The following is a 20,156-nucleotide window of genomic DNA, read 5'->3' on the forward strand; positions in this document are numbered from 1 at the left end:
TGACTAATGACGATTTATCCTTCATTTGAGCGGTCTTCAAATTGCTGGCGACGACGTTGTTGTTGACGGCGACGAGGTTCTCGTTCGCGATCGCGGGGTTCGCGTTCGCGTTCGCGATTTGCTGGTGGTAACGGAGTTTCTTCCTGTCCTGGAATAATTTCTCCTTTAAACACCCATACTTTGATACCCAAAATGCCGTAAACAGTTTTTGCCGTGCAATAAGAGTAGTCAATGTCAGCCCGTAAGGTATGTAAAGGTACTCTACCTTCACGAGTCCACTCTGTCCGGGCAATTTCCGCACCGTTGAGGCGACCGCTAACTTGGATTTTAATACCTTGGACACCAGCGCGTTGGGCACGTTGAATCGATTGCCGCACTACTCGCCGAAAGGAAACCCGACGTTCCAATTGTTGAGCAATGTATTCGGCAATTAGGTAGGCATCAGCATCAACTCGTTGAACTTCAACTACGTTGATCCGAATTTGACGATTACTACCCAACAATCCTTGGAGTCCGGTACGCAAAGATTCGATACCTTGTCCACCACGACCCACTACTACCCCAGGTCTAGCTGTGCGTACTTCTAAGTCGATTTGGTCGGCTTTGCGCTCAATCCGCACTTCGGAAATTCCGGCGTTGTTTTGAGCCTGTCTACCCAGCTTTTGTTCTATGTATTGACGGAGTTTGTGGTCTTCTTGGAGAAGTTCTGGATAGCGATCGGGAACAGCAAACCAACGGGATTGATGTTCATGTGTAATACCCAGGCGAAAACCAACTGGATGAATCTTTTGTCCCACAAATGCTTCCTCTAAAATTTCTTACTTTACGCAATTTATTGGGTAAACGTGCTTATTTTTCTGGAGCAGCTGCAACAGCTACGGTAATATGACACGTCGGCTTGCGAATTTGGTAAGCTCGACCTTGCGCTCTTGGTTGGAAGCGCTTCAATGGCGGGCCTTGATCGGCATAAGCCTGAGTAATTACAAGTTGAGTCCGATCTAACCCAGCGTTGTGTTCGGCATTGGCAGCAGCGCTTCTGAGAACCTTCAATATGGGTTCAGTAGCGCGATAGGGCATGAATTCCAGGATGATTAACGCTTCTCGGTAAGATCGCCCGCGGATTTGATCGAGTACCCGACGCACTTTGTAAGCCGAGATGCGGATAAAACGAGCGATCGCTTTTACTTCAGTAGTATTAGTAGCCATAATTTTCTCCAATTTTGTCATTTGTCATTTGTCATTTGTCATTTGTCTTTAGCTAATGACTAATGAGTAATAACTAATGACTACCTACCCGCTTTTTTGTCGCTTTTTCCATGACCCCTGTAGGTGCGTGTCGGGGCAAATTCACCCAACTTATGACCTACCATCTGTTCATTTACAAAAACGGGAACGTGTTGGCGTCCGTTGTGAACAGCTATGGTATGGCCTACCATTAGAGGCAAAATTGTCGAAGCTCGTGACCAAGTTTTAATAACTTCTTTTCTGTTGTTGTCGTTGAGCTTTTCAATTTTTTTTAGGAGATGATCCGCAACAAAAGGACCTTTTTTTAGAGAACGACCCATAGTTCAATTTTGGATTTAGGATTTAGGAATTAGGATTTAGAATTTCGGATTTTGGATAATTAGGTATCTAATCAGGTTTCACAAATTTTCAATGTTCACGAGTAGACCTCAATCTAAAATCCAAAATCTAAAATCTAAAATTCTATGATTCACGACCACCACGACCGCGTTTAGAAGACTTACGACGACGACGCACAATCAACTTGCTGCTAAGTTTCTTGCGATTGCGTGTCTTCGCACCCAATGTGGGTTTACCCCAAGGTGTAACAGGCCCCGATCTACCGATAGGCGCTCTACCTTCACCACCACCATGTGGGTGATCCACTGGGTTCATGACGCTACCTCTAACCTTAGGACGGCGACCTTTCCAGCGATTTCGTCCGGCTTTACCTGCACTCAGGTTTCTCGCATCGGTGTTGCCTACTTGTCCAATGGTGGCGTAGGATTCGCGTCGAATCAACCGGACTTCTCCTGAAGGCAACTTGAGAGTTACATAATTACCTTCTTTTGCCACAACTTGAGCGCTAGCACCAGCAGCACGCACAATTTGACCACCTTTACCAGGGGTCAGTTCTACGTTGTGAACACTAGTACCCAAGGGAATCTTCGAGAGCGGTAAAGCATTTCCATCTTCAAAGGGAGCTTCCGGCCCAGAAATAATTATTGTTCCAACTTTCAATCCATTGGGGTGAAGGATGTACCGTTTTTCACCGTCTTGGTAATACAAAAGGGCAATTCTGGCGTTACGGTTAGGATCGTATTCAATTGCTGCGACTTTTGCCGGAATATTATGTTTATCCCTTTTAAAATCGATAATCCGATAAAGCTGTTTGTGTCCGCCACCCCGACGACGACTAGTAATCCGTCCGTGATTATTCCGACCTTTGGCGCGATGCTTCGAGGTTGTTAAGGATTTTTCTGGCTCGGTTCTGGTAATTTCCGCAAAGTCAGAGATTGTAACTTGGCGAGTGCTGGGGGTATAAGGGCGATAAGAACGAGTACCCATAATCTATTTTGGATTTTGGATTTTGGATTTACTTAATTTTGGATTTTGAACTTTGGATTTTGAATTTAATGAGTGTTTAACTAATTGCCACCATTTTCGGTACTTATTCAGTCAACTCCTCAATCTAAAATCTAAAATCTAAAATCTAAAATTTCTAGACTTCTGGGAATAGAACTTGTCTAATCTTGTCTTCATCCCCAGGTGCGACGGTGACGATCGCTCGCTTATATTGGGGTTTATAGCCAATAAATTTCCCAACGCGCCGCTTTTTGCGCGGTGGTAGAGTGGTGTTGACTTTTACAACCTTGACCTGAAACAAATCTTCGATCGCAGCCTTGATTTCTGGCTTAGATGCCTTTGGAATTACTTCAAAGGTGTACTTGTTTTGCTCCATCAAGATAGTCGCTTTCTCGGTGACGATTGGGCGACGTACTAAGTCGGCAAGGTCGCGGGGGTCAAAGCTAGGCACTGTAGACCTCCTGAATTTTTTCTAGGGCTGATGCCGTAACTACTATTTTGTCAGCGTGCAGTAAATCAAAAACATTTAGCTGGTCGGCTGCAATTAGTTTTAAATTTTCAATGTTGCGGCCTGATAAATAAACGTTATCTGTAGCCGCAATTTCAGACAAAATTAACAGTGCCTTGCTTTCTGGTACTACTCCCCAACGGGCAAGTGCTGCTACTAATTCTTTAGTCTTCGGGCGAGATAGCTCGGTGCTAAATTCTTCTACTACGATCAAGTCGTCAATCCGGCTGACAAATGCTGTCCGCAATGCTAAACGTCGCTCTTTGCGGTTCAACTTCAGGTTGAAATCTCTGGGCTTTGGCCCAAAGATCACACCACCACCACGCCACAATGGCGAACGAATAGAACCTGCACGAGCGCGACCTGTACCTTTTTGCCGCCAAGGTTTACGACCGCCACCTCTGACTTCTGAACGAGTTTTTGTGCTGGCATTTCCTTGACGAGCATTGGTCAATTGCCGTACTAAGGCGCGGTGTACAATATGAGACGCTGTTTCTTCTTTGGCAGTGCGCAACTCGAAGGTCGTCTCGCCGACCTGTTCTCCTTGCCAATTTTTAACTACGCTTTCAACCATTTTTGTTATTTGTCCTTTGTCATTTGTCAAAAGTCATTTGTCTTTTGTCCTTAGCCAATGACTACTGACTAATGACTACTGACTAATGACTTTTGACTATCCCACTATTTTTGCCGGTACAACACTTACTAGAGCGCCTGCTTTACCAGGAATGGCTCCTTTAATTAGCAATAAGTTGCGTTCTGGATCGACTCGCACTATGGTCAGTTTGCGGATTGTAATACGTTTTCCACCTAAACGACCTGCCATCCGCTTACCTGGATAGACACGACCGGGTGTTGTACCAGCACCTATTGAACCAGGTGCTCTGTGATTTTTGGAACCGTGTGACATGGGTCCACGAGCAAAGTTGTTGCGCTTCTGGTTTCCCGCAAAGCCACGACCAATGCTTGTGCCGACGACATCGACAATTTGACCTGCGCTAAAAATATCTGCTTTAATCTGTTGACCTAAAGCATAATCACTAGAGCTATCGGTGTGATATTCATTTAAGTGACGCAATGCTGGGGCAGATGATTTAGCCAAATGGCCCAGTAGTGGTCTATTTAGTGCCTTGGGTTTGACTTCGCCATAACCAACTTGAATGGCAAAGTAACCATCGGTTTCTTTGGTTTTAACTTGTGTAACGGTGCATGGCCCTGCTTGAATGACAGTTACAGGAATAGACACTCCTGCTTCGTCAAATATTTGGGTCATGCCCAGCTTGGTGCCGAGAATACCTACAGACACAGTAACTGGTTCTCCTTCTACTTGCTGACCTTGGAATTGGACTCTAGAGGACACGCTTTGTACGCATCAGTTTAGGCTGGTTTAGCCTGGGAAATTTAGAATGGTTTCAATAAACCGTTCCAAATGCTTTCGGACACAACAAACTGTGTCCGTACTGCTTGGTGAATCTGTTTAGCTTCACTCACTAGATCGCTAGAACAGCCACAAGTCTCTTCCCGTTTGGAAGGAGTAACTTCTGGAATCAATGCAAGGCGCTACAGCTTTCAGCTGTGTGCAGCAATGCTTTCGTCCAAGCAATTGCTTTGGCACTTTCTGGAGGCAGCGCTGTCGGCAGGTTTCCCGATTTGTACACGCCTTATATGGCGGCTTCTTAGAGATTGGCTACTGCCGTGTTGCAGTTGGACTTAAGCGGTTATTACCGCCCAGTATCCGTTAACTGAGACTGACGTAATGCCATGAAACCAACATTGCTGCTCAGTTTTTACTTCCTTAAACACCTTAAACTATTGTTTAAGCTTTTGCCTGCTTTTTTGGAGGCACAGGAGTAAATCTACGTTGGAGCTTAGGATTAACTTTAGTTATTCTTTCATAAGCTCTAATGTTGACCTGAAAGCTTTCTTAGTTTACCAGTCTACGATCGCTCTGAGCTAGATTATCCAATTTGGATTCAGTCATCAGTTTTTGATGCTAGCACTACCTCAGAATGACAGTAAAAAGTTGACCTAATTTGCGTTTTTGGTCACAATCTAATAATATAAATTATTTATTTATGTTTGTCCAGTAATTTATAGAGTTATTTTTAGGGAGTGGGGAAGAAGCAAGGGAGCAGGGAATAGGGTACAGGTTACAGGGAATAGGGTACAGGGCAATACTGCTCACTTTATGCATTTTTAACTCGGAATTGGGTTTTGGGAAAAGGTTAAAGGGTAAAGGTTAAAGGTTTTTTCTTTCCCCTTTAACCTTCCCCTTTTCCCCAAAATCCGACAAGTATTGGGATACAGGGTACAGATTATCACCTATCACCTATCACCTGTCACCTCTCCCCTAATCCCAATGCCCAATACCCCAAAAAAATGCTTTTAATCTATCGGTTCAGGGTAAATAATAGAGATATCTAAGTGGGATAATACGAAAATCTATGGCACTAATTACCACTGGCAACGGTTTAATCCGCGATCTGGAAAAGTTTGGCGCTTTGGGAGTGTATGTACCTCTAGAAGGGGGTTATGAAGGTCGATATCAGCGCCGACTACGGGCAGCTGGCTATACTACCCTCCACATTACTGCTAAAGGACTGGGTGATTTAGCTGCGTATCTCACAAGAATTCATGGAGTCAGACCTCCTCATCTTGGAAAAAAAAGCACTGGTAGCGGTGCCGCAGTGGGTCATGTGTACTATTTACCCCCAATTCTCAATTCTCATCTAGAACAGCTACCACCAAAGTCTAAGGGGCTGGTCTTGTGGATTATTGAAGGGCATATTCTTTCAAATCAAGAACTTGAGTATTTGACGAATTTGCCTCAACTAGAACCACGAGTGAGAATAATCATTGAGAGGGGTGGCGATCGCTCTTTCCGTTGGACTTCTCTAGAAAAAACTCTGTTAGCTAGTTAGTCCTTTGTCATTAGTCATTAGTCATTTGCTCATAACTAATGACTAATGACTCAATTCAATCAGCATTTCAATGATGCTGAATCGAAAACCACAAGATGCAAACAACCGCCGTGAAGCCTCGTTAGCAATTGTTGTATCTAGACGAATTTGCTTGACGCCCATCTGATGAAAGCGTTCAATACTTAGCATGACCATCTGCCGCGCAATTCCTTTTTGGCGATATTCCGGCTCTACCCAGATATCATGAATAAAAGCAAATTCCTGTAATCGGTAAATTGGTATTTCTCGCTCAACTGTTGCCACTAGAAACCCGACAATTTGCCCTTCATTTTCGGATACGAGAAATATACTGCGTCCATCGCTATTTGCCAAACGCGTCAACCATTGCTCATAACGCTGTTCTGGATGCGGTAGAAAACCATATTTGGCGGAATCCCAAGACTCATGCAAAGCACAAATTTTGGCAACCATTGGTAAAACTGCGGGTACGTCAGTTATTGTAGCGGAGCGGATCAGCATAAGCTTTCAAGCACAAAAAGCACAAACAAGAAAGAATGCCTTGCAGTGGGATATTAGTTTTTATTCACTTACTCAGCCAAGAGTATCGTTTTGTTGACCCTGAGCATCATAAATTTTGGAAAACTTTGTTTTTAGCATTGGGAAAAGCTGGCTTGGTTAGAACAGGGGCGATGTCTAAGTGGATATCTGAAATGGTTATAAGCTTTAGAGACTATAGCAAACGGCTGTCTATTTATAACCACTCCAGAAAGAAACAGCAATCGCGATCGCCAATAAAATCGGTATTGCGCTATGTGCAACTTAAATGCTCATTAGCTAATAAGTTTTTTCGTCACTCCACGCAATCGGATTAACACTGGCTTTGCCCAATTTCCACCAAGCAAATCGTGCAGCAGAATATAAAAACAGGGGATGATAAATAATGTCAGCATTGTTGCGATCGCCATCCCAAAGAAAACTACAATCCCTAAAGGCTGCAAAAATTCAGAACCTTCACCAATGCCCAATGCCAAAGGAAACAGTCCCAAGATAGTGGTGACTGTGGTCATGATAATTGGGCGCAAGCGTTGAGGAGCAGCTTTCATAATCGCAATTTGGCGACTACAACCAACTTCTTCCCGAATTTGATTCGCCAGTTCCACCATCAGAATCCCTGCATTCACCACAATTCCCACCAGCAGGACGACACCAACAATTACAGTTGCGCCAATTGCAGTTTGGGTAATGTAAAGTCCAAAAATTCCCCCAGCTAACGCTAGTGGTACGGTGAACATAATTACCAATGGGTCAATTAGCGAATTGTATTGTACCGCCATAACTACAAAGATTAAGAACGTTGCCAACGCCCCCAAAGTTTTTAAAGCATCCTGAAGTTGCTGATTCGTTTCTTGGGCAGAACTAGGCACAATGGAAACACCATCAGGTAAGTCTACATCTTTAAGTACCTCGTTGACTTCTGCGATCGCTTCACCAAGACTAGCTCCCTCGCTAAGATTTCCGGCGACAATAAAAGCTTGGCGCTGATTAATCCGTTGCACCTCACCAGGCGCTTGACCTTCTTGAATGTTTGCCACATCTGAAAGCCGGATTAGTTGATTGTTTTCTGTAAATAGTGGTAATTGTTCTAGCTGGGAAGGACGCTGAATCGCTTCCTTATTTAGCTGCACCCGCACATCAACTAAACGATTACCGCGTTGAATTTGCGTGGGAACTGAACCTTCAATTGCTGTTTGAACTGTTGCACCAATTTGTCCGGCGCTCAACCCTAAAGCTGAAACCCGTTCCCAGTCGGGGCGAATTTGGATTTCCGGTTGTCGGGGGTCGGCATCTGGTCGGAATGTCGCTAATTTTGCTCTTTCTTGTAATGCTTGCAGCACTTGGGCCCCGGCTTGCGTTAAGTTTTCTTCATTCTCACCTTGCAGAATCACGTCAACTTCTGACCCTTGCACTGGAGAATTACTCAAGATTAAACCCCGCACCTGACCAGGATTGAGGCGCAGCAGAATTCCTGCTAAGTTGAGTTTGTTAAATTCCTGAGTTACTTTTTTGACGAAGGCTTCAACATCTGTACCTGGTTTTAGATTGATGGTACTGCTAGCACGTAAAGGATTTTCTGTAGTACTGCTGCCAAATAAATTACCACCCACAGTTGTGAAAGCAGATTCGGTTTCTGGTTGTTTGAGCAAAATGTCATCGACAATTTGCATAACTTTTTCAGAAGTTGCTAAAGGTGTACCGGGAGGAAACTGCGCTCTCAAGGTAGCTTGTCCGGTACTGATGCGCGGTAAAATTTCTTGGGGAATTTGACCAAACATGAAGAAGCTACTGCCGCCTAAAATTACCAAAGCAGCAGTTACTACGAAAAGGCGATAGCGTAAGACCTTGGTTAAGAAGTTACTGTATCCCCGCGTCGCATCTTCAAATCGGTGATTAAACTGTCTAAGCAGCCAAAATTCACTAATCCGACTAGACCAGCGGATTCCCAAAAGTCGAGAAGATAGCATCGGCACTACTGTAATCGCAACCACAAGAGATGCTGCGACTGCGAAGCTAATTGTCAGAATCAGTTCATTAAATAGCAGTGCAATAAAGCCGCCAATTAAGAGGAATGGCACTACAGAAACTAAGTTGGCACCCGTAGCCGCAACTAAAGCAGATTCTACTTCTTGAGAAGCAGTAGTTGCACTGTCAATAAAGAATTTGGAATTTCTTCCCTTCTCCTCTGCCCCTCTGCCCCTCTGTCCCTCTGCCTCCATCTCTCTCTGGTTAGGAGTCATCCCCGCTTTTTCGGAAATGTTCTCCAAGATCACAACCGATGTATCAATTGCTTGACCGACTCCTAATGTCAGACCTGCCAAACTGAATACATTCAAGGTTAAACCAAAGATTTTCATTAAAGCGATCGCTGCTAGAGTACACAGCGGAATCGTCAAACTGATAATAAATGTTTGCCTGAACGATCCCAAAAATAACAATACTGCTGCTGCTGCTAGCAATGCCCCAGAAATCCCCGAAAAGATCACATCATTTAAAGAATTGCGGATGAAGACAGATTCATCTGTGGTGGGACTCAAAGTCATGTCTGCTGGAATTAAACCTGATTGTCGTAATTGTTCAATTCGCCGTTTAACAGCATCTACAACTGCGATCGTGTTGGCTTCAGGCTGCTTTTGGACTGAAAATTTCACCGCAGGCTGACGATTCAGATAAACAAATACTCGCTGTTCTTCTGTATCGTCAATTACCTCAGCAAAATCTCGTAAATAAACGCGGCGGGAGGGTGTAGGGGTAGTGGTAGAAGTGGTAGTGGTATTACTGCTATTACTGGTATTAGCCCTAGCAGGAGAAGAAACTTCTAAGGAAAGGTTTTCAATTTCCTTGGCATTTTGGAAACGTCCGACAGTCCGAGTTAATGGCTCGGAATTTTGCCCCAGAATCCGACCACCAGAAGTATCTTGGTTACGGGCTGTTAATTCATCTAAGACATCATTTAACCCGACACCCAAAGCTTGCAATCGGTTTAAGTCAACAAGCACTCGTACTTCTTCTTCTGCACCGCCGGATACGTCAACAGAAGCGACTCCTGGTACTACACTGAGTTCACGCGTTAACTCTTCATCAGCAAATACGCGTAAATCTTTCCCTTGTAACGAGGCAGATGTCAGCGCCAATTCATAAACCGGCAATTGAGAAGGATCGACTTTGAATAAGCGCGGCTCCTCTATCGTATCTGGTAATTGTCCTCGATTTCGGTTAAAAGCAGCAGTTGCATCGTTTAAAGCTTGGTCAATATCGCCCCCTGGTTGGAAGTATAAATCGAGGCTGACTTGTCCTTCACGAGTGCGGGAAAAAACTTGCACTACATTCTCAGTTGCCCTTAAAGCTTCTTCTAAGGGTCTGGTGATTTCATCTACTGCTACTTCTGGTGAAATACCAGGAGCTTCTAGCCGCACCCCAATTCGGGGATAGGTAATTGATGGTAGGAGATCGACTTGGATCGTTGTGAGAAAAAATACCCCAATGACAATTACTGCCACGGTGAGCATGAGTGTGCTAATGTGTTGGCGGATAGCGATCGCACTCAGGCTAAATCCGCTATTGCCACTATTATTATTTGCCTGTTGCATGATACTAAGTGATAAGTGCTAAGTGCTGACTACTGAGTACTTTTTTCTTGGGTATGGTGGTTATTGCTCACCCTACTATTGCTTTTCTGAAAGAATTGAAAGACTTACAGTGTCACCTTCTTTTAACGGCTTACCACTACGAACAACGTAGCGCTCTCCTGCTTGCAAACCGGATAAAATTTCCACTCTGCCATCAGCCCTTTTTCCTAAAGTAACTGCACGCGTCGCTACTTTCGTCTTACCATCTGTGTCTTTCACCACAAATAGCGTGCCCGACGAGTTTTCTTGCTCTTTCTGTGCTGCCTTTGCTGCCCCTGCTTGTTTTTGAATCGCTGTTTGCGGTACTACTACTCGCTGTTGAGTCTGGTTTTGAAAGTTGACTCGCGCCAGTAGTCCGCTACCAATCTTACCTTGAGTGTTGGGAATAACTACTTCTACAGGTATTAAGCGAGCTGTAGCATCGGCAGCAGGCGAAATGCGGGTAACTCTGCCAATTAATGTTTCTTTGGGGAAGGCATCTAAACGGACTTGTACAGATTGTCCAACTTGAATTTGTGCCAGTTCTAATTCCGAAACTTGGACGACAACTTTGACACGGTTAAAGTCGCCAATTTTCAAGACTTCGTTACCTGCTTGCAGCAGGTTGCCTGGTTCTGTCACCTTTTCTGTGACTACGCCAGCGATGGGAGATACCAGCCGAGTATAAGACCTGCGCTCTTTGGTTTGGGCAACCAATGCCTGTTGAGCAAGTACTCTACCTTGGGCGGCAGCGACGGCTTGCTGTTCTGTGCGAACTTGTTCTTGGGCTGCCCGGAGTGCCTGGGCGGCTGTTTTTGCCTGGGTACGTGCTTGCTGGGCAGTTTGTTCAGCGATCGCTCCAGCCTTGAACAACCTCTGCTGCCGCTCTGAGTCTGCTTGAGCTTGTACTACTTCTAGGCGCGCCCGTTCAACGTCTGCACGAGCGTTGCTTACCTGATTGGTTGCCCTGGCTACTTCTGATTTCAGGGCTGCTAGCTCTGCTTCTGCTTGCTTTAATTCGGTCGAAAGTATGGCATCATCTAACCGCCCGACGTTTTGCCCAAGCTTGACTGCATCGCCGACATCAAGGTTCAAAGCCAACAACCGAGCTTCTACTTGCGATCGCAGTGATACAATTCGGAAGGGTGTTGTATTACCTGTGTATTCTGGTTGTGTTTGTAGCGTATCAGTTCGAGCGATCGCTGCATCTACAGCCGTTGCACCACCACGTTGTCCGCTACCAGGACTCTGAGATTGTGCGTCAGCCGCTTCTTCCTTGGGTAGCGCTCCACAATTCGCACTCAGCAGTCCTATGCCCAGCAGACAGGGAATCAATAATTTGGATGCAAAAGGGGAAGACACCTTTGTGTCAAAACTATTTTTTACATCTGCAACAGCCACATCAGTCTTCATAACTGAATTTAACTGGGTATTAATTACCTGGTTAGCGGCTGCCAAAGGTGATTTCGCCTGCTTGTGCGGCTTATGTCTGTCCAAAATCATTTATTTTTCTTGTATTTGGTGAGCTTTTTGGGTTAAACAGCCGTGCATTACCAAGTAATTTTGAGACATTATCAATAGTGAAAAGCGGCGAGAGTCAATTGGCTATCTTCTTGCAGAATTTTGTATCAAAAATTACTTTTTATTGAAAAAAATTTCTCACCACTTTAACTGATTAAATTGAGTCGCCCGCTTTTTAGCTGACGATGCAATTCTTAACTCAGTATAAATATTTTTAAATTTCTTGCAATCTGCCCTTAGTAGAAGACTTGTATTTACTGAAGATACGGGACTTTCACACCCCTACTTTTAATCTGGGCAGTATTAAGTAACTAGACTTAGGCTGACATAACTAGATTGAATGTAGCAAGTTCGTGGGTGCGGTTTACTTAGTCTCACTCGTTTTTAGACTAGCCAGCATCTAGCTATTAACCACTTATATAACTTTTTATAACAGTTTTTCAAACTTTTACCCAGAAAGTTGGTTGCTATGTCATCATGGCAAGTGAAATGAGAATTAATTCGGCGACAGTGTTTGTTTTTAGTATTGACAGGCTTTTTCCTTTTGGTATTACAGACTTCTCTCCGAAATCTAAATCTCTACAAACTTATGATTTTGGAGACATTTGATGTCAATTTACGTTGGTAACCTCTCCTATGATGTTACACAAGATGCGCTGAGTGCTGTATTTGCAGAATATGGTGCTGTAAAGCGCGTTCAATTACCCACTGACCGTGAAACAGGTCGTTTACGCGGCTTTGCTTTCGTGGAAATGAGTTCAGAAGATGAAGAAGCGAAAGCTATTGAAGCTCTTGATGGTGCTGAATGGCTTGGTCGCGACCTCAAAGTAAATAAAGCCAAGCCCAAGGAAGACAGAAGTGGTGGTTCCTTTGGGAACCGTGGTGGCGGCGGCTACAACCGTAGCAACAACCGCTACTAAGCTTAATTGAATTTAGAAAAGGCTCAGGCAGGAATGCTTGAGCCTTTTTTATGCAAAACTTGGACTCTAAATAATTTCAAGCAATTACTTATCATACTGCACTGATGATTCTCTAACCAAAGTGCCTTGATGAAAGATCATTTTCCATCGATCGTTGTTTAATTTCCAGATGGAACTTCGCAACGAATGAACAGGTTGTTTGCCAGATATATGTCTGACTATACGATAAGTTACTAAAACAACCCCTGTTGCTAAAACTAATGTTTTGAATTCTGTTATCAATCTTTGAGTCAGAGGTTGGATGGATTCATTCTGCAAGCTCTTGATAATTTGCTGTTTATTAAAAACACGCCCTGAGCTTCCGAATTCAATGAACTCATCAGCAAGTAAATCCATGATATCTTTCGCTGATTTTCGGACATCGGGTTGAAGCAAACGCTCCTCCAACTCACGAAAAAGCGATTCTTCTAAATAGTCTGCTTTCATATATGTTTTGAAGACTAAATTGGATAGTGGTAGATATGATTAGGCGATCGCTTTGAACTTTGATTTTTATACGAGCGCGTCCTCATGAGCAAGTTAATAAAAACCCCGCTGATTGGTAGGGATTTCAGCGGGGTTAAATAATACAATTATTTTTCAGATAAACCAACACTAAACTTTATTACAGAGCTACTAGAAACTTTTACGACTAATAGTAACTATTTATGCGTGAGTTTTATGAGTTAGGTTTTTAGCATGACGCTTGTGATGTGTCTTGTGATGTGTCTTGTGATGAACTTTAGCACTTTTTACGCTAGCAACACGGACTTCTTTAGCTTGAGCTTGAGCCGCAAATACGGTTACAGGAGCAGCAAATACCAGAGCCAAAAGTAAAGCTTTAGCGAATTTATTCACTTGAAAATCCTCATCAGGTAATGAACAATCTCACTATCCAATAGAGGTATGTCATAAGTTTGTAATTGATATGAATCTTTCATGTCTATTTTTACATCCGTAGATATAAGACTTAAGTGCAATACTGTGCTAAGAATAGTTGCTAGCACTTCTATATAAGTGTAATATTTGTTACATAAACCAAATAACTGTAATTTTGATTAAGAAATGCTGATAGCCATCAATTCTTCTGCTATGTCAAAGTTAGCTGTGACATTTTGCACGTCATCCAAACCTTCTAGAGTATCAATTAACTTGAAAAGCGATCGCGCCCGATCGGGATCGGTAACTTCTACACTATTACTAGGAATCCAGCGCAATTCGGCATCAGTTACCTTAAAGCCTTGATTTTTGAGTGTCTGACTAAGAATTTCTAAATTTCCAATATCAGTAAACACCTCAACCATCTCATCTTCAGTCATCTCATAAGACTGGGCACCGCCTTCGAGGGATGCTTCTAAAAGCTGTTCTTCGTCAACTACACCCTGCACCACACAAACGCCTTTTTGTTCAAACATCCAGCTAACGCAACCTGTTTCACCAAGATTGCCACCATTTTTACTAAAAGCTACACGCAAGTCAGCAGCAGTGCGATTGCGATTATCTGTGAGGGCTTCGATTAAAATCGCTACACCACCAGGGCCATAACCTTCGTAGCGAATCGCTTCAAAAGTAGCGCTATCGCCGCCAAAAGTGCCTGCACCTTTAGCGATCGCTCGTTCAATATTATCATTGGGAATACTTGCAGCCTTAGCCTTGTCAACTGCTGTTCGGAGTTGAAAATTCAGCGCCGGATCTGGCACGCCGCTTCTAGCCGCAACGATAATCGCCCTGGATAACTGAGTGAAGGTTTTTCCCTTTTTTGCATCTACTAACGCTTTCTGGCGCTTAATATTTGCCCATTTACTATGTCCTGCCATAATTTGCGACGATCGTAACTCTATTCAAGATTAGGATATACCTAGCTTTTATCTCAATGCAAAGGTGCATTTGGTAAAAGTTTGCTAAGATGCAGCGCTGAGATTTGATTTTCAAGTGGGATGAAAAATGTGTAAGTAAGTCGGTGAAATAAAATCAAACTGTGTCAAGAAAAGTAAATAAGGCTTAAACTCTTTCTCCCCCTGCTCCCTGCCCCCTGCTCCCTGCCTTAGCCCAACAATAATTATTTACGCCGACCTACTTAGTTCAATTACTTCGCATCTCGTTTAGATCGCAAAAGGTTCCAGTTCTGTGTTATGCCACTCTTGTTCAACCCGTTCAGTAATCAACGGTCTGATGATAAACTTGGGCGGGCTACCATCCAGAACATCAATCCGCACACATGAATAAGGCAGTCGGTTCTGGAAATTGTAGTTATGACGGCCGACAAATAACGTTGAATCCGCAACTTTCCGAGTGGGTTTACCTGGAATTTCAGCAAAAATTTCCATCAATTCAGTCCCTTCTCGCCGTTGATAGCGGGGACGATGACCGCTCCCACCAGAGATAATACAGTTAATGTGAGAATCAGCAAATCCGGTGTCAGTTGTGCAAAGATGCTCTAAACAGTGAGCGTGACCGTTTAAAATCAAATCGACTATGGGACGTTCTTTAATTAGAGTACCAAGAGTTTCTGCTACTTGTTCAAACACCCAGCGCAAACGGTGGCGAACCGCCAAGGTTTGTGCTTGATTCCACTTGGTAGCTTCTGTGACGTAGGGAGGATGGTGGAAAAAAATTACACGTCCGCGCACCTCTGAGTTATTCCAAGATTCGATTAGTCTGCTTCGCAACCATTCAAGTTGTTCAAAATCGATCGCAGGCATTTGATGAGATGCTAATTGTTTTTCAATATCGATTTTGATTTCGTTGATTTGGTCTAATTTAGCGCTAAGTTCATCGAGTTGTTCCGCTTCGGTGGGTTTATCTGGGTTGAGGCGATCGCATATTTTCAAAATCTTCAATTCTTCTCGATCTATTTCCTGGCGACGTTTTTGTAATTCCCGACGGTAAATTTCCCCCTCTTGAGTCGCAGGTAAAGGTGATGGTGTATTAAAGGTATTAGAATCCAGTGCAAAAAAGTCAATCCCGCCGTAACGAAAGGTGTAATAGCGATTGGGTAAACGGGTAAACTGTCCAGGCTGATAACGCAAACAGCGCCCTGTGTCGGTCTTTGCGGTGTAGTGCCGATCTAAATGGTGTTCTAATTCTTGTGGAGACATCGCCTGGGTGTAGTCCATAAATGCTCGTGCATAAGCATTACCTTGATACGATCCATGCCAGCCAATCTCGATGTCTTTGTAGCGGAACAGGCGACGCAGTGACGATGTTGTGCCAGTAAATAAACGATACATCAACGGCACATCGTAGTAATCGTGATTACCAAGGACTGGCAAGAACGGCAGATTAAACACCATGCGGTCATAAGGAATGCTTTTCGGGTTGTCACCATCGACAAGAAATTCCCGGTAAGGCTCAATAAAGTTTGTTGAATAATATTCTTGGGAACCCACCACATAAATGACATCGCCAGTGTGCAACACAAAGCTGCAATCATCGCGGTGAGTCAGCATCAGTTCGGCAACTTTTCGTTGGGGATGGTGTCGAGAATGAGATTTAGTGCCGGAATCACCGATAACCATAAAGGAAAATTCTGGATTATCCTGCTTGCGATCGTCAATAACTAGACTGGTTTGGTCAATTCCCCGTTGCACAAAACTTGGATGCATCCACCGCACCCGTTCCTTCATCTTTTGAATTTTTACAGGAATCGGTGGATCGGAAATCAATTTCATGGCTGATAACTCTTGAATGCCTAACGCACACGCCGATTGTAACGAAATATTTAATTGTCATTAGTCATTAGTCATTAGTCATTTGTTATTTGTGAATAACCAATGCCCTTAATGAGTGCTGAGTTAGGAGTTAGGAGTTAGGAGTTAGGAGTTAGGAGTTAGGAGTTAGGAGTTAGGAGTTTTGTTTATCTCCTTGTCCCCTTATTCCCTAACTCTCTCACTCCCTCATCTCCCTGCTCCTCTGCTCCCCTGCCCCTCTGCCTCTTTTCAATGCCCCATGCCCCAATCCCAATCTTTAAGGTAAATTTTCTCGCAGTAAGGCTCGAAAGCCTGCTTGTTGAAAATGCTCATCGGCAGTTAGTGCTTCAATGATGCCGCTATATTGCATAACAATAAAAGATACGCAATCGACAAATCCCCATTCTTTCTCTGTCTGTTCGCGATATAGCTGAAAAGCACGTTCGTAGAGTTCTTGGGAAAGGGGGACAATTTCTACTTTGGAGTCTGCTACTAGAGAATTTAATAATATGATTGCCGCCTGACGATAAGGTTGTTGGGATAAAGCATTGCCAATTTCCAACATTACTGCCTGTGTTGTCACCAAACGAGTTTCTGCTGCTTGTAACATTTTAGCCAGATGTAAGGCTCGGTCATGCAAGCGATCGCTCGGTGCAGATAAGGCAATGGCAAATGATGTATCAAGAAAGACTTCAGAATGCATGAAAAGTTTATTTACTGTACAAATATTTATCTATATTGGCAGACCAATCAGGCGGCCCTTCGAGGTTGAGCGATCGCGCCGTTTGCAGAAATGATACCGTTTCCTGTTCGCTTGGCGGTAAAATTTCAATACTGATTCGCACGCGGGTATTAATTGGCAGTGCGATCGGTTCAGCTGGATAGAACACTTTGCCATTAAACACAGCTGTGATTTTTTCTACCATTTTCCTTAGAAAGTTCTTCTAGTCTATCCTAAGCTGGTTGTAGTGATACGGGTAGAGTAGATGACCCCATAAGTAGTGAAGATACGTATACTTCTTTTACAAATTATCTCGATTTTTCAAAAATTGCCTAAACTACCAACTGAATTACACCCTACTGTCCATTTGTCAACCAAGAAGAGTCAGATTTTGCTACTTTCTCAATAATTTCTGGCTTTAAACCAACTGCTACTTCTGATTTTAGGCTGGTAGAGCTACCACTGGCACCGGTAGGTAACAAACTATATCTGCAATGTTAGTGGTAAGTTCCTAGTGGCGTAGGCGCAGGTCGTCGTAGACATTTGATTTTCCTTATATTTTCAGTTATTCTAACGCTGTGTGCAATTTTATTTCAAACCTAATCAACTCAAAAGCGGAATAAATCGACCAATAGCTGCAAACAAAATATTTAAGAAAGTCACAAAAATATTACCCCAGACGCGATCGATCGCCGTCAAGACGAAAGACTGATTGTTGTAGAGACGGCGATTTATCGTGTCTAAAATTATAGGGAAATGCGGAGATTGATTCCAGCACTCCTAAATTGTCTAGAGTGAATCATTAGTATCGCCAAATGATTTCATCTGTAACTCAACTGCGTTGACATAACCTCGATCGTTCAAAACTTCCGCTGGTAACTTATTAGCCCTAATAGCAGCCTGAACCACATCTTTCCCAGTCAAGTATCCGGTTTGGTATTTGAATAACAAAGTGCCATAACTAGGAATACCCTGCTCTTTTAAATAACCTTGATAAGCGAGAAAGGCAAGATTAAATGGTTGCAGATATTTAGTATTTGTAGGATTTTTACCTAAAGTATTAGAGTTAATATCTGTATTTATTTGTCCAACACCATTATTAGTATTAACTGTTTGAGCGCCAGCAATTCCAGGCATAAAAGCCATAAAAGCAATGATAAGTGCAGAAGTGAGCAAATTTGTGAATTTCATGATTTTATCCTCTGAGAAATTAGTGTTTTCAAGTAATAGATTCTTCTTGTTTAGCAATTTTAAACTCTGATAATTAGCTCATCATATTTGTTTATTTGTTACTCACACACTTGAGTAAGATAAGACTTTAAAAGCTTAGTAAATAAGTTTTTAAAATAATTACTACAAGGTAAGAATGAAGTATGTAAACAAAACTGTAATCGATCAAATGATCTAAGCTAAACCTCAAAATCACAGAAGTAATTTAGCTCATTCAAAACTACCAAAACCCATTATGTGATAGGCAATAAAAGCAGTATCAAAAGGTTTGAGATAATTGACATTATTAGAATAACTAGGGGAAGTTTCAGAGTTGACGGCTGTGTTTATTGATAGATTATTGTGATTCTTGGCTTGATGAAGGCAAGTGATTTTAGGGATATAGTTAATTCCAGCAATAATATGTGCAAATTTTAGTGAATTGGTGAATTTCATAGAGTTATTCTCAATTAGAACAAAATGCAATTATAATCCGTATTCTCTAGTAATAGAGTCAACTGTTTTATTAATCTCAAAATTTTAGGTTCGGTTCATTTAATCGGCTGATTTTTTAATTACTCAAACGAGTTAGTCCAATTCACCAAAATCGGATAAATTGAACATTCGGAGTAGTTTAGTCAAACTTCAAAAATGCAAAGATATGCTAAAAAAATCTTTAGCTGACAAGCATTACTAAAAGGTGCGTTAGCGTCGCTTACCGCAGGCATCGCTTACATATTTAAAGATTTTTTGCTTGAGGCTATCAACCGAAATTTAACTTTCTTTTGACTAATAAACTTTCCATACCAATATGTTATGAAATCGTGAGGATGGAAACAAATGCTTTTAATTTTCAAATTGATAAATAAAAGTGATTACAATTAATATCTAGAGGGAAATCCTGTAATTCATTGGCTCTTCATGACTTCTGAACTATTTTGGCAGCGTCTCGGTTCCAGAAATTCACTACAAATAAGCTGATAGTGTCAAAATGTTATATGTATAGTTTATTTACAAAGTCATTTATGCCGAAAGCAATTTGGAATGGAGCTACTTTAGCCGAGAGTGATAATACTGTAGTTGTGGAGGGCAACCATTATTTCCCTGTTGACACCATTAACAAACAGTACTTTACTGAAAGCAACACTCACACTACTTGTCCTTGGAAAGGTGTTGCCAGTTACTACAGTATCGAAGTTGATGGGCAAGTCAACAAAGATGCTGCCTGGTATTATCCCAGCGCTAAGGAGAAGGCTAAGAATATTGAAGGTTATGTGGCCTTCTGGAAGGGTGTAAAGGTTGAGGCTTAATAAAGGTTCCTGGAAGTATTTAGTTGCAGGTAATTGATATTACGTTTGACTAATTGCCCATAAAATCATTAGCCCGCACAGGCGGGCTAAGTATTTAAACTATTTTATTTACGAATTTATTTTAATAACTAATTATACCTTCGCCTTGCGAAATACTACTTGCTTTCTCTTCACTAGCCAAGCTAGACTACCAGCAAATATAGTACCAGCGATCGCACTTGGTTGGGGTACTAGTTTCAATATAATAGCACCAGGTTTCAATATCGAAGTACCAGAGTTGATAGTTATGTTGCCTGTTAAATTCACATTGTCGCCGCTGATGGTGCTATTGGTAAACGTTAGATTACTAGAATTGTAAGCGTTGATATTACCTGCGATCGCTAGCCCATCGCATAAGTGTTTGCACAAATAGACAAGCGTTGGTAACGAAACAAGTTGTGTCGTTACCAACGGATAAGCTTCGTAACGAAACAAGTTATGTTAGTAACGAACGCATAACTTATCGTTACCAACGGATAAGCATTCGTAACAAAATAAGTTGTATTGGTAACGAAGAGACAAGCTTGGTA

23 protein-coding genes are annotated in these 20,156 nt (G+C 42.5%); 4 read left to right on the plus strand and 19 right to left on the minus strand.

Translation table 11 applies throughout. The annotated features are described in order from the left end of the window. Positions 1 to 14: 14 nt before the first annotated feature. From rpsC to rplC, 7 genes are all read right to left on the minus strand, one after another. Entirely contained in the window at positions 15 to 797 is a 783-nt protein-coding gene (rpsC, locus tag ACR5KR_RS30165; RefSeq protein WP_445628859.1) for a 30S ribosomal protein S3, read from the minus strand. Between the two features lie 52 nt (positions 798 to 849). Beyond that, positions 850 to 1,206 (minus strand): 50S ribosomal protein L22, encoded by a 357-nt coding sequence (gene rplV, locus ACR5KR_RS30170; RefSeq protein ID WP_069070777.1) that lies wholly within the window; start codon positions 1,204 to 1,206, stop codon positions 850 to 852. Between the two features lie 80 nt (positions 1,207 to 1,286). Further along, complete coding sequence (rpsS, locus tag ACR5KR_RS30175; protein WP_012410721.1) at positions 1,287 to 1,565, minus strand: 30S ribosomal protein S19; 279 nt, start codon at positions 1,563 to 1,565, stop codon at positions 1,287 to 1,289. A gap of 142 nt (positions 1,566 to 1,707) precedes the next feature. Further along, positions 1,708 to 2,571: a 50S ribosomal protein L2 gene (gene rplB, locus ACR5KR_RS30180; RefSeq protein WP_335003857.1), complete on the minus strand. Its 864-nt coding sequence runs from the start codon at positions 2,569 to 2,571 to the stop codon at positions 1,708 to 1,710. Positions 2,572 to 2,725: 154 nt separating this feature from the next. Beyond that, positions 2,726 to 3,040: a 50S ribosomal protein L23 gene (locus tag ACR5KR_RS30185; RefSeq protein WP_069070779.1), complete on the minus strand. Its 315-nt coding sequence runs from the start codon at positions 3,038 to 3,040 to the stop codon at positions 2,726 to 2,728. Further along, positions 3,033 to 3,671: a 50S ribosomal protein L4 gene (rplD, locus tag ACR5KR_RS30190; RefSeq protein ID WP_445628860.1), complete on the minus strand. Its 639-nt coding sequence runs from the start codon at positions 3,669 to 3,671 to the stop codon at positions 3,033 to 3,035. Before rplD ends, ACR5KR_RS30185 begins: the two co-directional genes overlap by 8 nt. Positions 3,672 to 3,767: 96 nt before the next feature. Beyond that, entirely contained in the window at positions 3,768 to 4,400 is a 633-nt protein-coding gene (gene rplC, locus ACR5KR_RS30195) for a 50S ribosomal protein L3 (protein ID WP_445632242.1), read from the minus strand. Positions 4,401 to 4,644: 244 nt separating this feature from the next. Here rplC and ACR5KR_RS30200 point away from each other — a divergent pair, with 244 nt between their 5' ends. Then, positions 4,645 to 4,836 carry a hypothetical protein gene (locus tag ACR5KR_RS30200; protein WP_445628861.1) on the plus strand — a complete coding sequence of 64 codons (192 nt, stop codon included), beginning with the start codon at positions 4,645 to 4,647 and terminating at the stop codon, positions 4,834 to 4,836. Positions 4,837 to 5,538: 702 nt separating this feature from the next. Beyond that, complete coding sequence (gene ndhN, locus ACR5KR_RS30205; protein WP_445628862.1) at positions 5,539 to 6,015, plus strand: NAD(P)H-quinone oxidoreductase subunit N; 477 nt, start codon at positions 5,539 to 5,541, stop codon at positions 6,013 to 6,015. 42 nt (positions 6,016 to 6,057) lie between these two features. On the opposite strand, the gene ACR5KR_RS30210 is transcribed toward ndhN, so the two are convergent. From ACR5KR_RS30210 to ACR5KR_RS30220, 3 genes are all read right to left on the minus strand, one after another. After that, positions 6,058 to 6,534, minus strand: coding sequence for an N-acetyltransferase family protein (locus ACR5KR_RS30210; protein WP_448269089.1), 477 nt, complete (start codon positions 6,532 to 6,534; stop codon positions 6,058 to 6,060). Positions 6,535 to 6,845: 311 nt separating this feature from the next. Next, a complete protein-coding gene (locus tag ACR5KR_RS30215; protein WP_448269090.1) occupies positions 6,846 to 10,160 on the minus strand; it encodes an efflux RND transporter permease subunit in 3,315 nt (1,104 codons plus the stop codon). 75 nt (positions 10,161 to 10,235) lie between these two features. Beyond that, entirely contained in the window at positions 10,236 to 11,681 is a 1,446-nt protein-coding gene (locus ACR5KR_RS30220) for an efflux RND transporter periplasmic adaptor subunit (protein WP_448269091.1), read from the minus strand. 626 nt (positions 11,682 to 12,307) lie between these two features. Here ACR5KR_RS30220 and ACR5KR_RS30225 point away from each other — a divergent pair. Further along, entirely contained in the window at positions 12,308 to 12,619 is a 312-nt protein-coding gene (locus tag ACR5KR_RS30225) for an RNA recognition motif domain-containing protein (RefSeq protein WP_322672219.1), read from the plus strand. A gap of 84 nt (positions 12,620 to 12,703) precedes the next feature. Here the strand turns inward: ACR5KR_RS30225 and ACR5KR_RS30230 are convergent, their stop codons facing one another. The 8 genes from ACR5KR_RS30230 to ACR5KR_RS30265 form a co-directional block, all read right to left on the minus strand. After that, positions 12,704 to 13,105 (minus strand): nuclear transport factor 2 family protein, encoded by a 402-nt coding sequence (locus ACR5KR_RS30230; RefSeq protein WP_445628867.1) that lies wholly within the window; start codon positions 13,103 to 13,105, stop codon positions 12,704 to 12,706. 219 nt (positions 13,106 to 13,324) lie between these two features. After that, on the minus strand, positions 13,325 to 13,516 hold the full coding sequence (locus ACR5KR_RS30235; RefSeq protein ID WP_445628868.1) for a hypothetical protein: 192 nt from the start codon (positions 13,514 to 13,516) through the stop codon (positions 13,325 to 13,327). Between the two features lie 200 nt (positions 13,517 to 13,716). Next, complete coding sequence (locus ACR5KR_RS30240) at positions 13,717 to 14,475, minus strand: YebC/PmpR family DNA-binding transcriptional regulator (protein ID WP_445628869.1); 759 nt, start codon at positions 14,473 to 14,475, stop codon at positions 13,717 to 13,719. Positions 14,476 to 14,760: 285 nt separating this feature from the next. Beyond that, a complete protein-coding gene (locus ACR5KR_RS30245; RefSeq protein ID WP_448269092.1) occupies positions 14,761 to 16,329 on the minus strand; it encodes a metallophosphoesterase in 1,569 nt (522 codons plus the stop codon). Between the two features lie 295 nt (positions 16,330 to 16,624). Then, positions 16,625 to 17,050, minus strand: a complete 426-nt coding sequence (locus ACR5KR_RS30250; RefSeq protein ID WP_448269093.1) for a type II toxin-antitoxin system VapC family toxin — start codon at positions 17,048 to 17,050, stop codon at positions 16,625 to 16,627. Between the two features lie 7 nt (positions 17,051 to 17,057). Continuing rightward, a complete protein-coding gene (locus ACR5KR_RS30255; RefSeq protein WP_104906390.1) occupies positions 17,058 to 17,273 on the minus strand; it encodes an antitoxin family protein in 216 nt (71 codons plus the stop codon). Positions 17,274 to 17,424: 151 nt separating this feature from the next. Further along, positions 17,425 to 17,550, minus strand: coding sequence for a hypothetical protein (locus ACR5KR_RS30260; RefSeq protein ID WP_448270444.1), 126 nt, complete (start codon positions 17,548 to 17,550; stop codon positions 17,425 to 17,427). Positions 17,551 to 17,857: 307 nt separating this feature from the next. After that, positions 17,858 to 18,259, minus strand: a complete 402-nt coding sequence (locus tag ACR5KR_RS30265) for a hypothetical protein (RefSeq protein ID WP_448269094.1) — start codon at positions 18,257 to 18,259, stop codon at positions 17,858 to 17,860. Between the two features lie 1,043 nt (positions 18,260 to 19,302). On the opposite strand from ACR5KR_RS30265, the gene ACR5KR_RS30270 reads away from it, so the two are divergent. Continuing rightward, positions 19,303 to 19,587, plus strand: coding sequence for a DUF427 domain-containing protein (locus tag ACR5KR_RS30270; RefSeq protein ID WP_322694196.1), 285 nt, complete (start codon positions 19,303 to 19,305; stop codon positions 19,585 to 19,587). A gap of 132 nt (positions 19,588 to 19,719) precedes the next feature. Here ACR5KR_RS30270 and ACR5KR_RS30275 read toward each other — a convergent pair whose 3' ends face one another. Beyond that, on the minus strand, positions 19,720 to 20,061 hold the full coding sequence (locus tag ACR5KR_RS30275) for a hypothetical protein (protein WP_448269095.1): 342 nt from the start codon (positions 20,059 to 20,061) through the stop codon (positions 19,720 to 19,722). Between the last annotated feature and the right edge of the window lie 95 nt (positions 20,062 to 20,156).

This window comes from Nostoc sp. DSM 114159 (genome assembly GCF_053470285.1).

Coding starts and splice junctions, on each gene's coding strand:
- rplV (WP_069070777.1), bottom strand. CDS start 1,206: ATGGCTACTAATACTACTGAAGTAAAAGCGATCGCTCGTTTTATCCGC.
- rpsS (WP_012410721.1), bottom strand. CDS start 1,565: ATGGGTCGTTCTCTAAAAAAAGGTCCTTTTGTTGCGGATCATCTCCTA.
- rplB (WP_335003857.1), bottom strand. CDS start 2,571: ATGGGTACTCGTTCTTATCGCCCTTATACCCCCAGCACTCGCCAAGTT.
- rplD (WP_445628860.1), bottom strand. CDS start 3,671: ATGGTTGAAAGCGTAGTTAAAAATTGGCAAGGAGAACAGGTCGGCGAG.
- ACR5KR_RS30200 (WP_445628861.1), top strand. CDS start 4,645: ATGCAAGGCGCTACAGCTTTCAGCTGTGTGCAGCAATGCTTTCGTCCA.
- ndhN (WP_445628862.1), top strand. CDS start 5,539: ATGGCACTAATTACCACTGGCAACGGTTTAATCCGCGATCTGGAAAAG.
- ACR5KR_RS30210 (WP_448269089.1), bottom strand. CDS start 6,534: ATGCTGATCCGCTCCGCTACAATAACTGACGTACCCGCAGTTTTACCA.
- ACR5KR_RS30215 (WP_448269090.1), bottom strand. CDS start 10,160: ATGCAACAGGCAAATAATAATAGTGGCAATAGCGGATTTAGCCTGAGT.
- ACR5KR_RS30220 (WP_448269091.1), bottom strand. CDS start 11,681: ATGATTTTGGACAGACATAAGCCGCACAAGCAGGCGAAATCACCTTTG.
- ACR5KR_RS30225 (WP_322672219.1), top strand. CDS start 12,308: ATGTCAATTTACGTTGGTAACCTCTCCTATGATGTTACACAAGATGCG.
- ACR5KR_RS30230 (WP_445628867.1), bottom strand. CDS start 13,105: ATGAAAGCAGACTATTTAGAAGAATCGCTTTTTCGTGAGTTGGAGGAG.
- ACR5KR_RS30240 (WP_445628869.1), bottom strand. CDS start 14,475: ATGGCAGGACATAGTAAATGGGCAAATATTAAGCGCCAGAAAGCGTTA.
- ACR5KR_RS30245 (WP_448269092.1), bottom strand. CDS start 16,329: ATGAAATTGATTTCCGATCCACCGATTCCTGTAAAAATTCAAAAGATG.
- ACR5KR_RS30250 (WP_448269093.1), bottom strand. CDS start 17,050: ATGCATTCTGAAGTCTTTCTTGATACATCATTTGCCATTGCCTTATCT.
- ACR5KR_RS30255 (WP_104906390.1), bottom strand. CDS start 17,273: ATGGTAGAAAAAATCACAGCTGTGTTTAATGGCAAAGTGTTCTATCCA.
- ACR5KR_RS30265 (WP_448269094.1), bottom strand. CDS start 18,259: ATGAAATTCACAAATTTGCTCACTTCTGCACTTATCATTGCTTTTATG.
- ACR5KR_RS30270 (WP_322694196.1), top strand. CDS start 19,303: ATGCCGAAAGCAATTTGGAATGGAGCTACTTTAGCCGAGAGTGATAAT.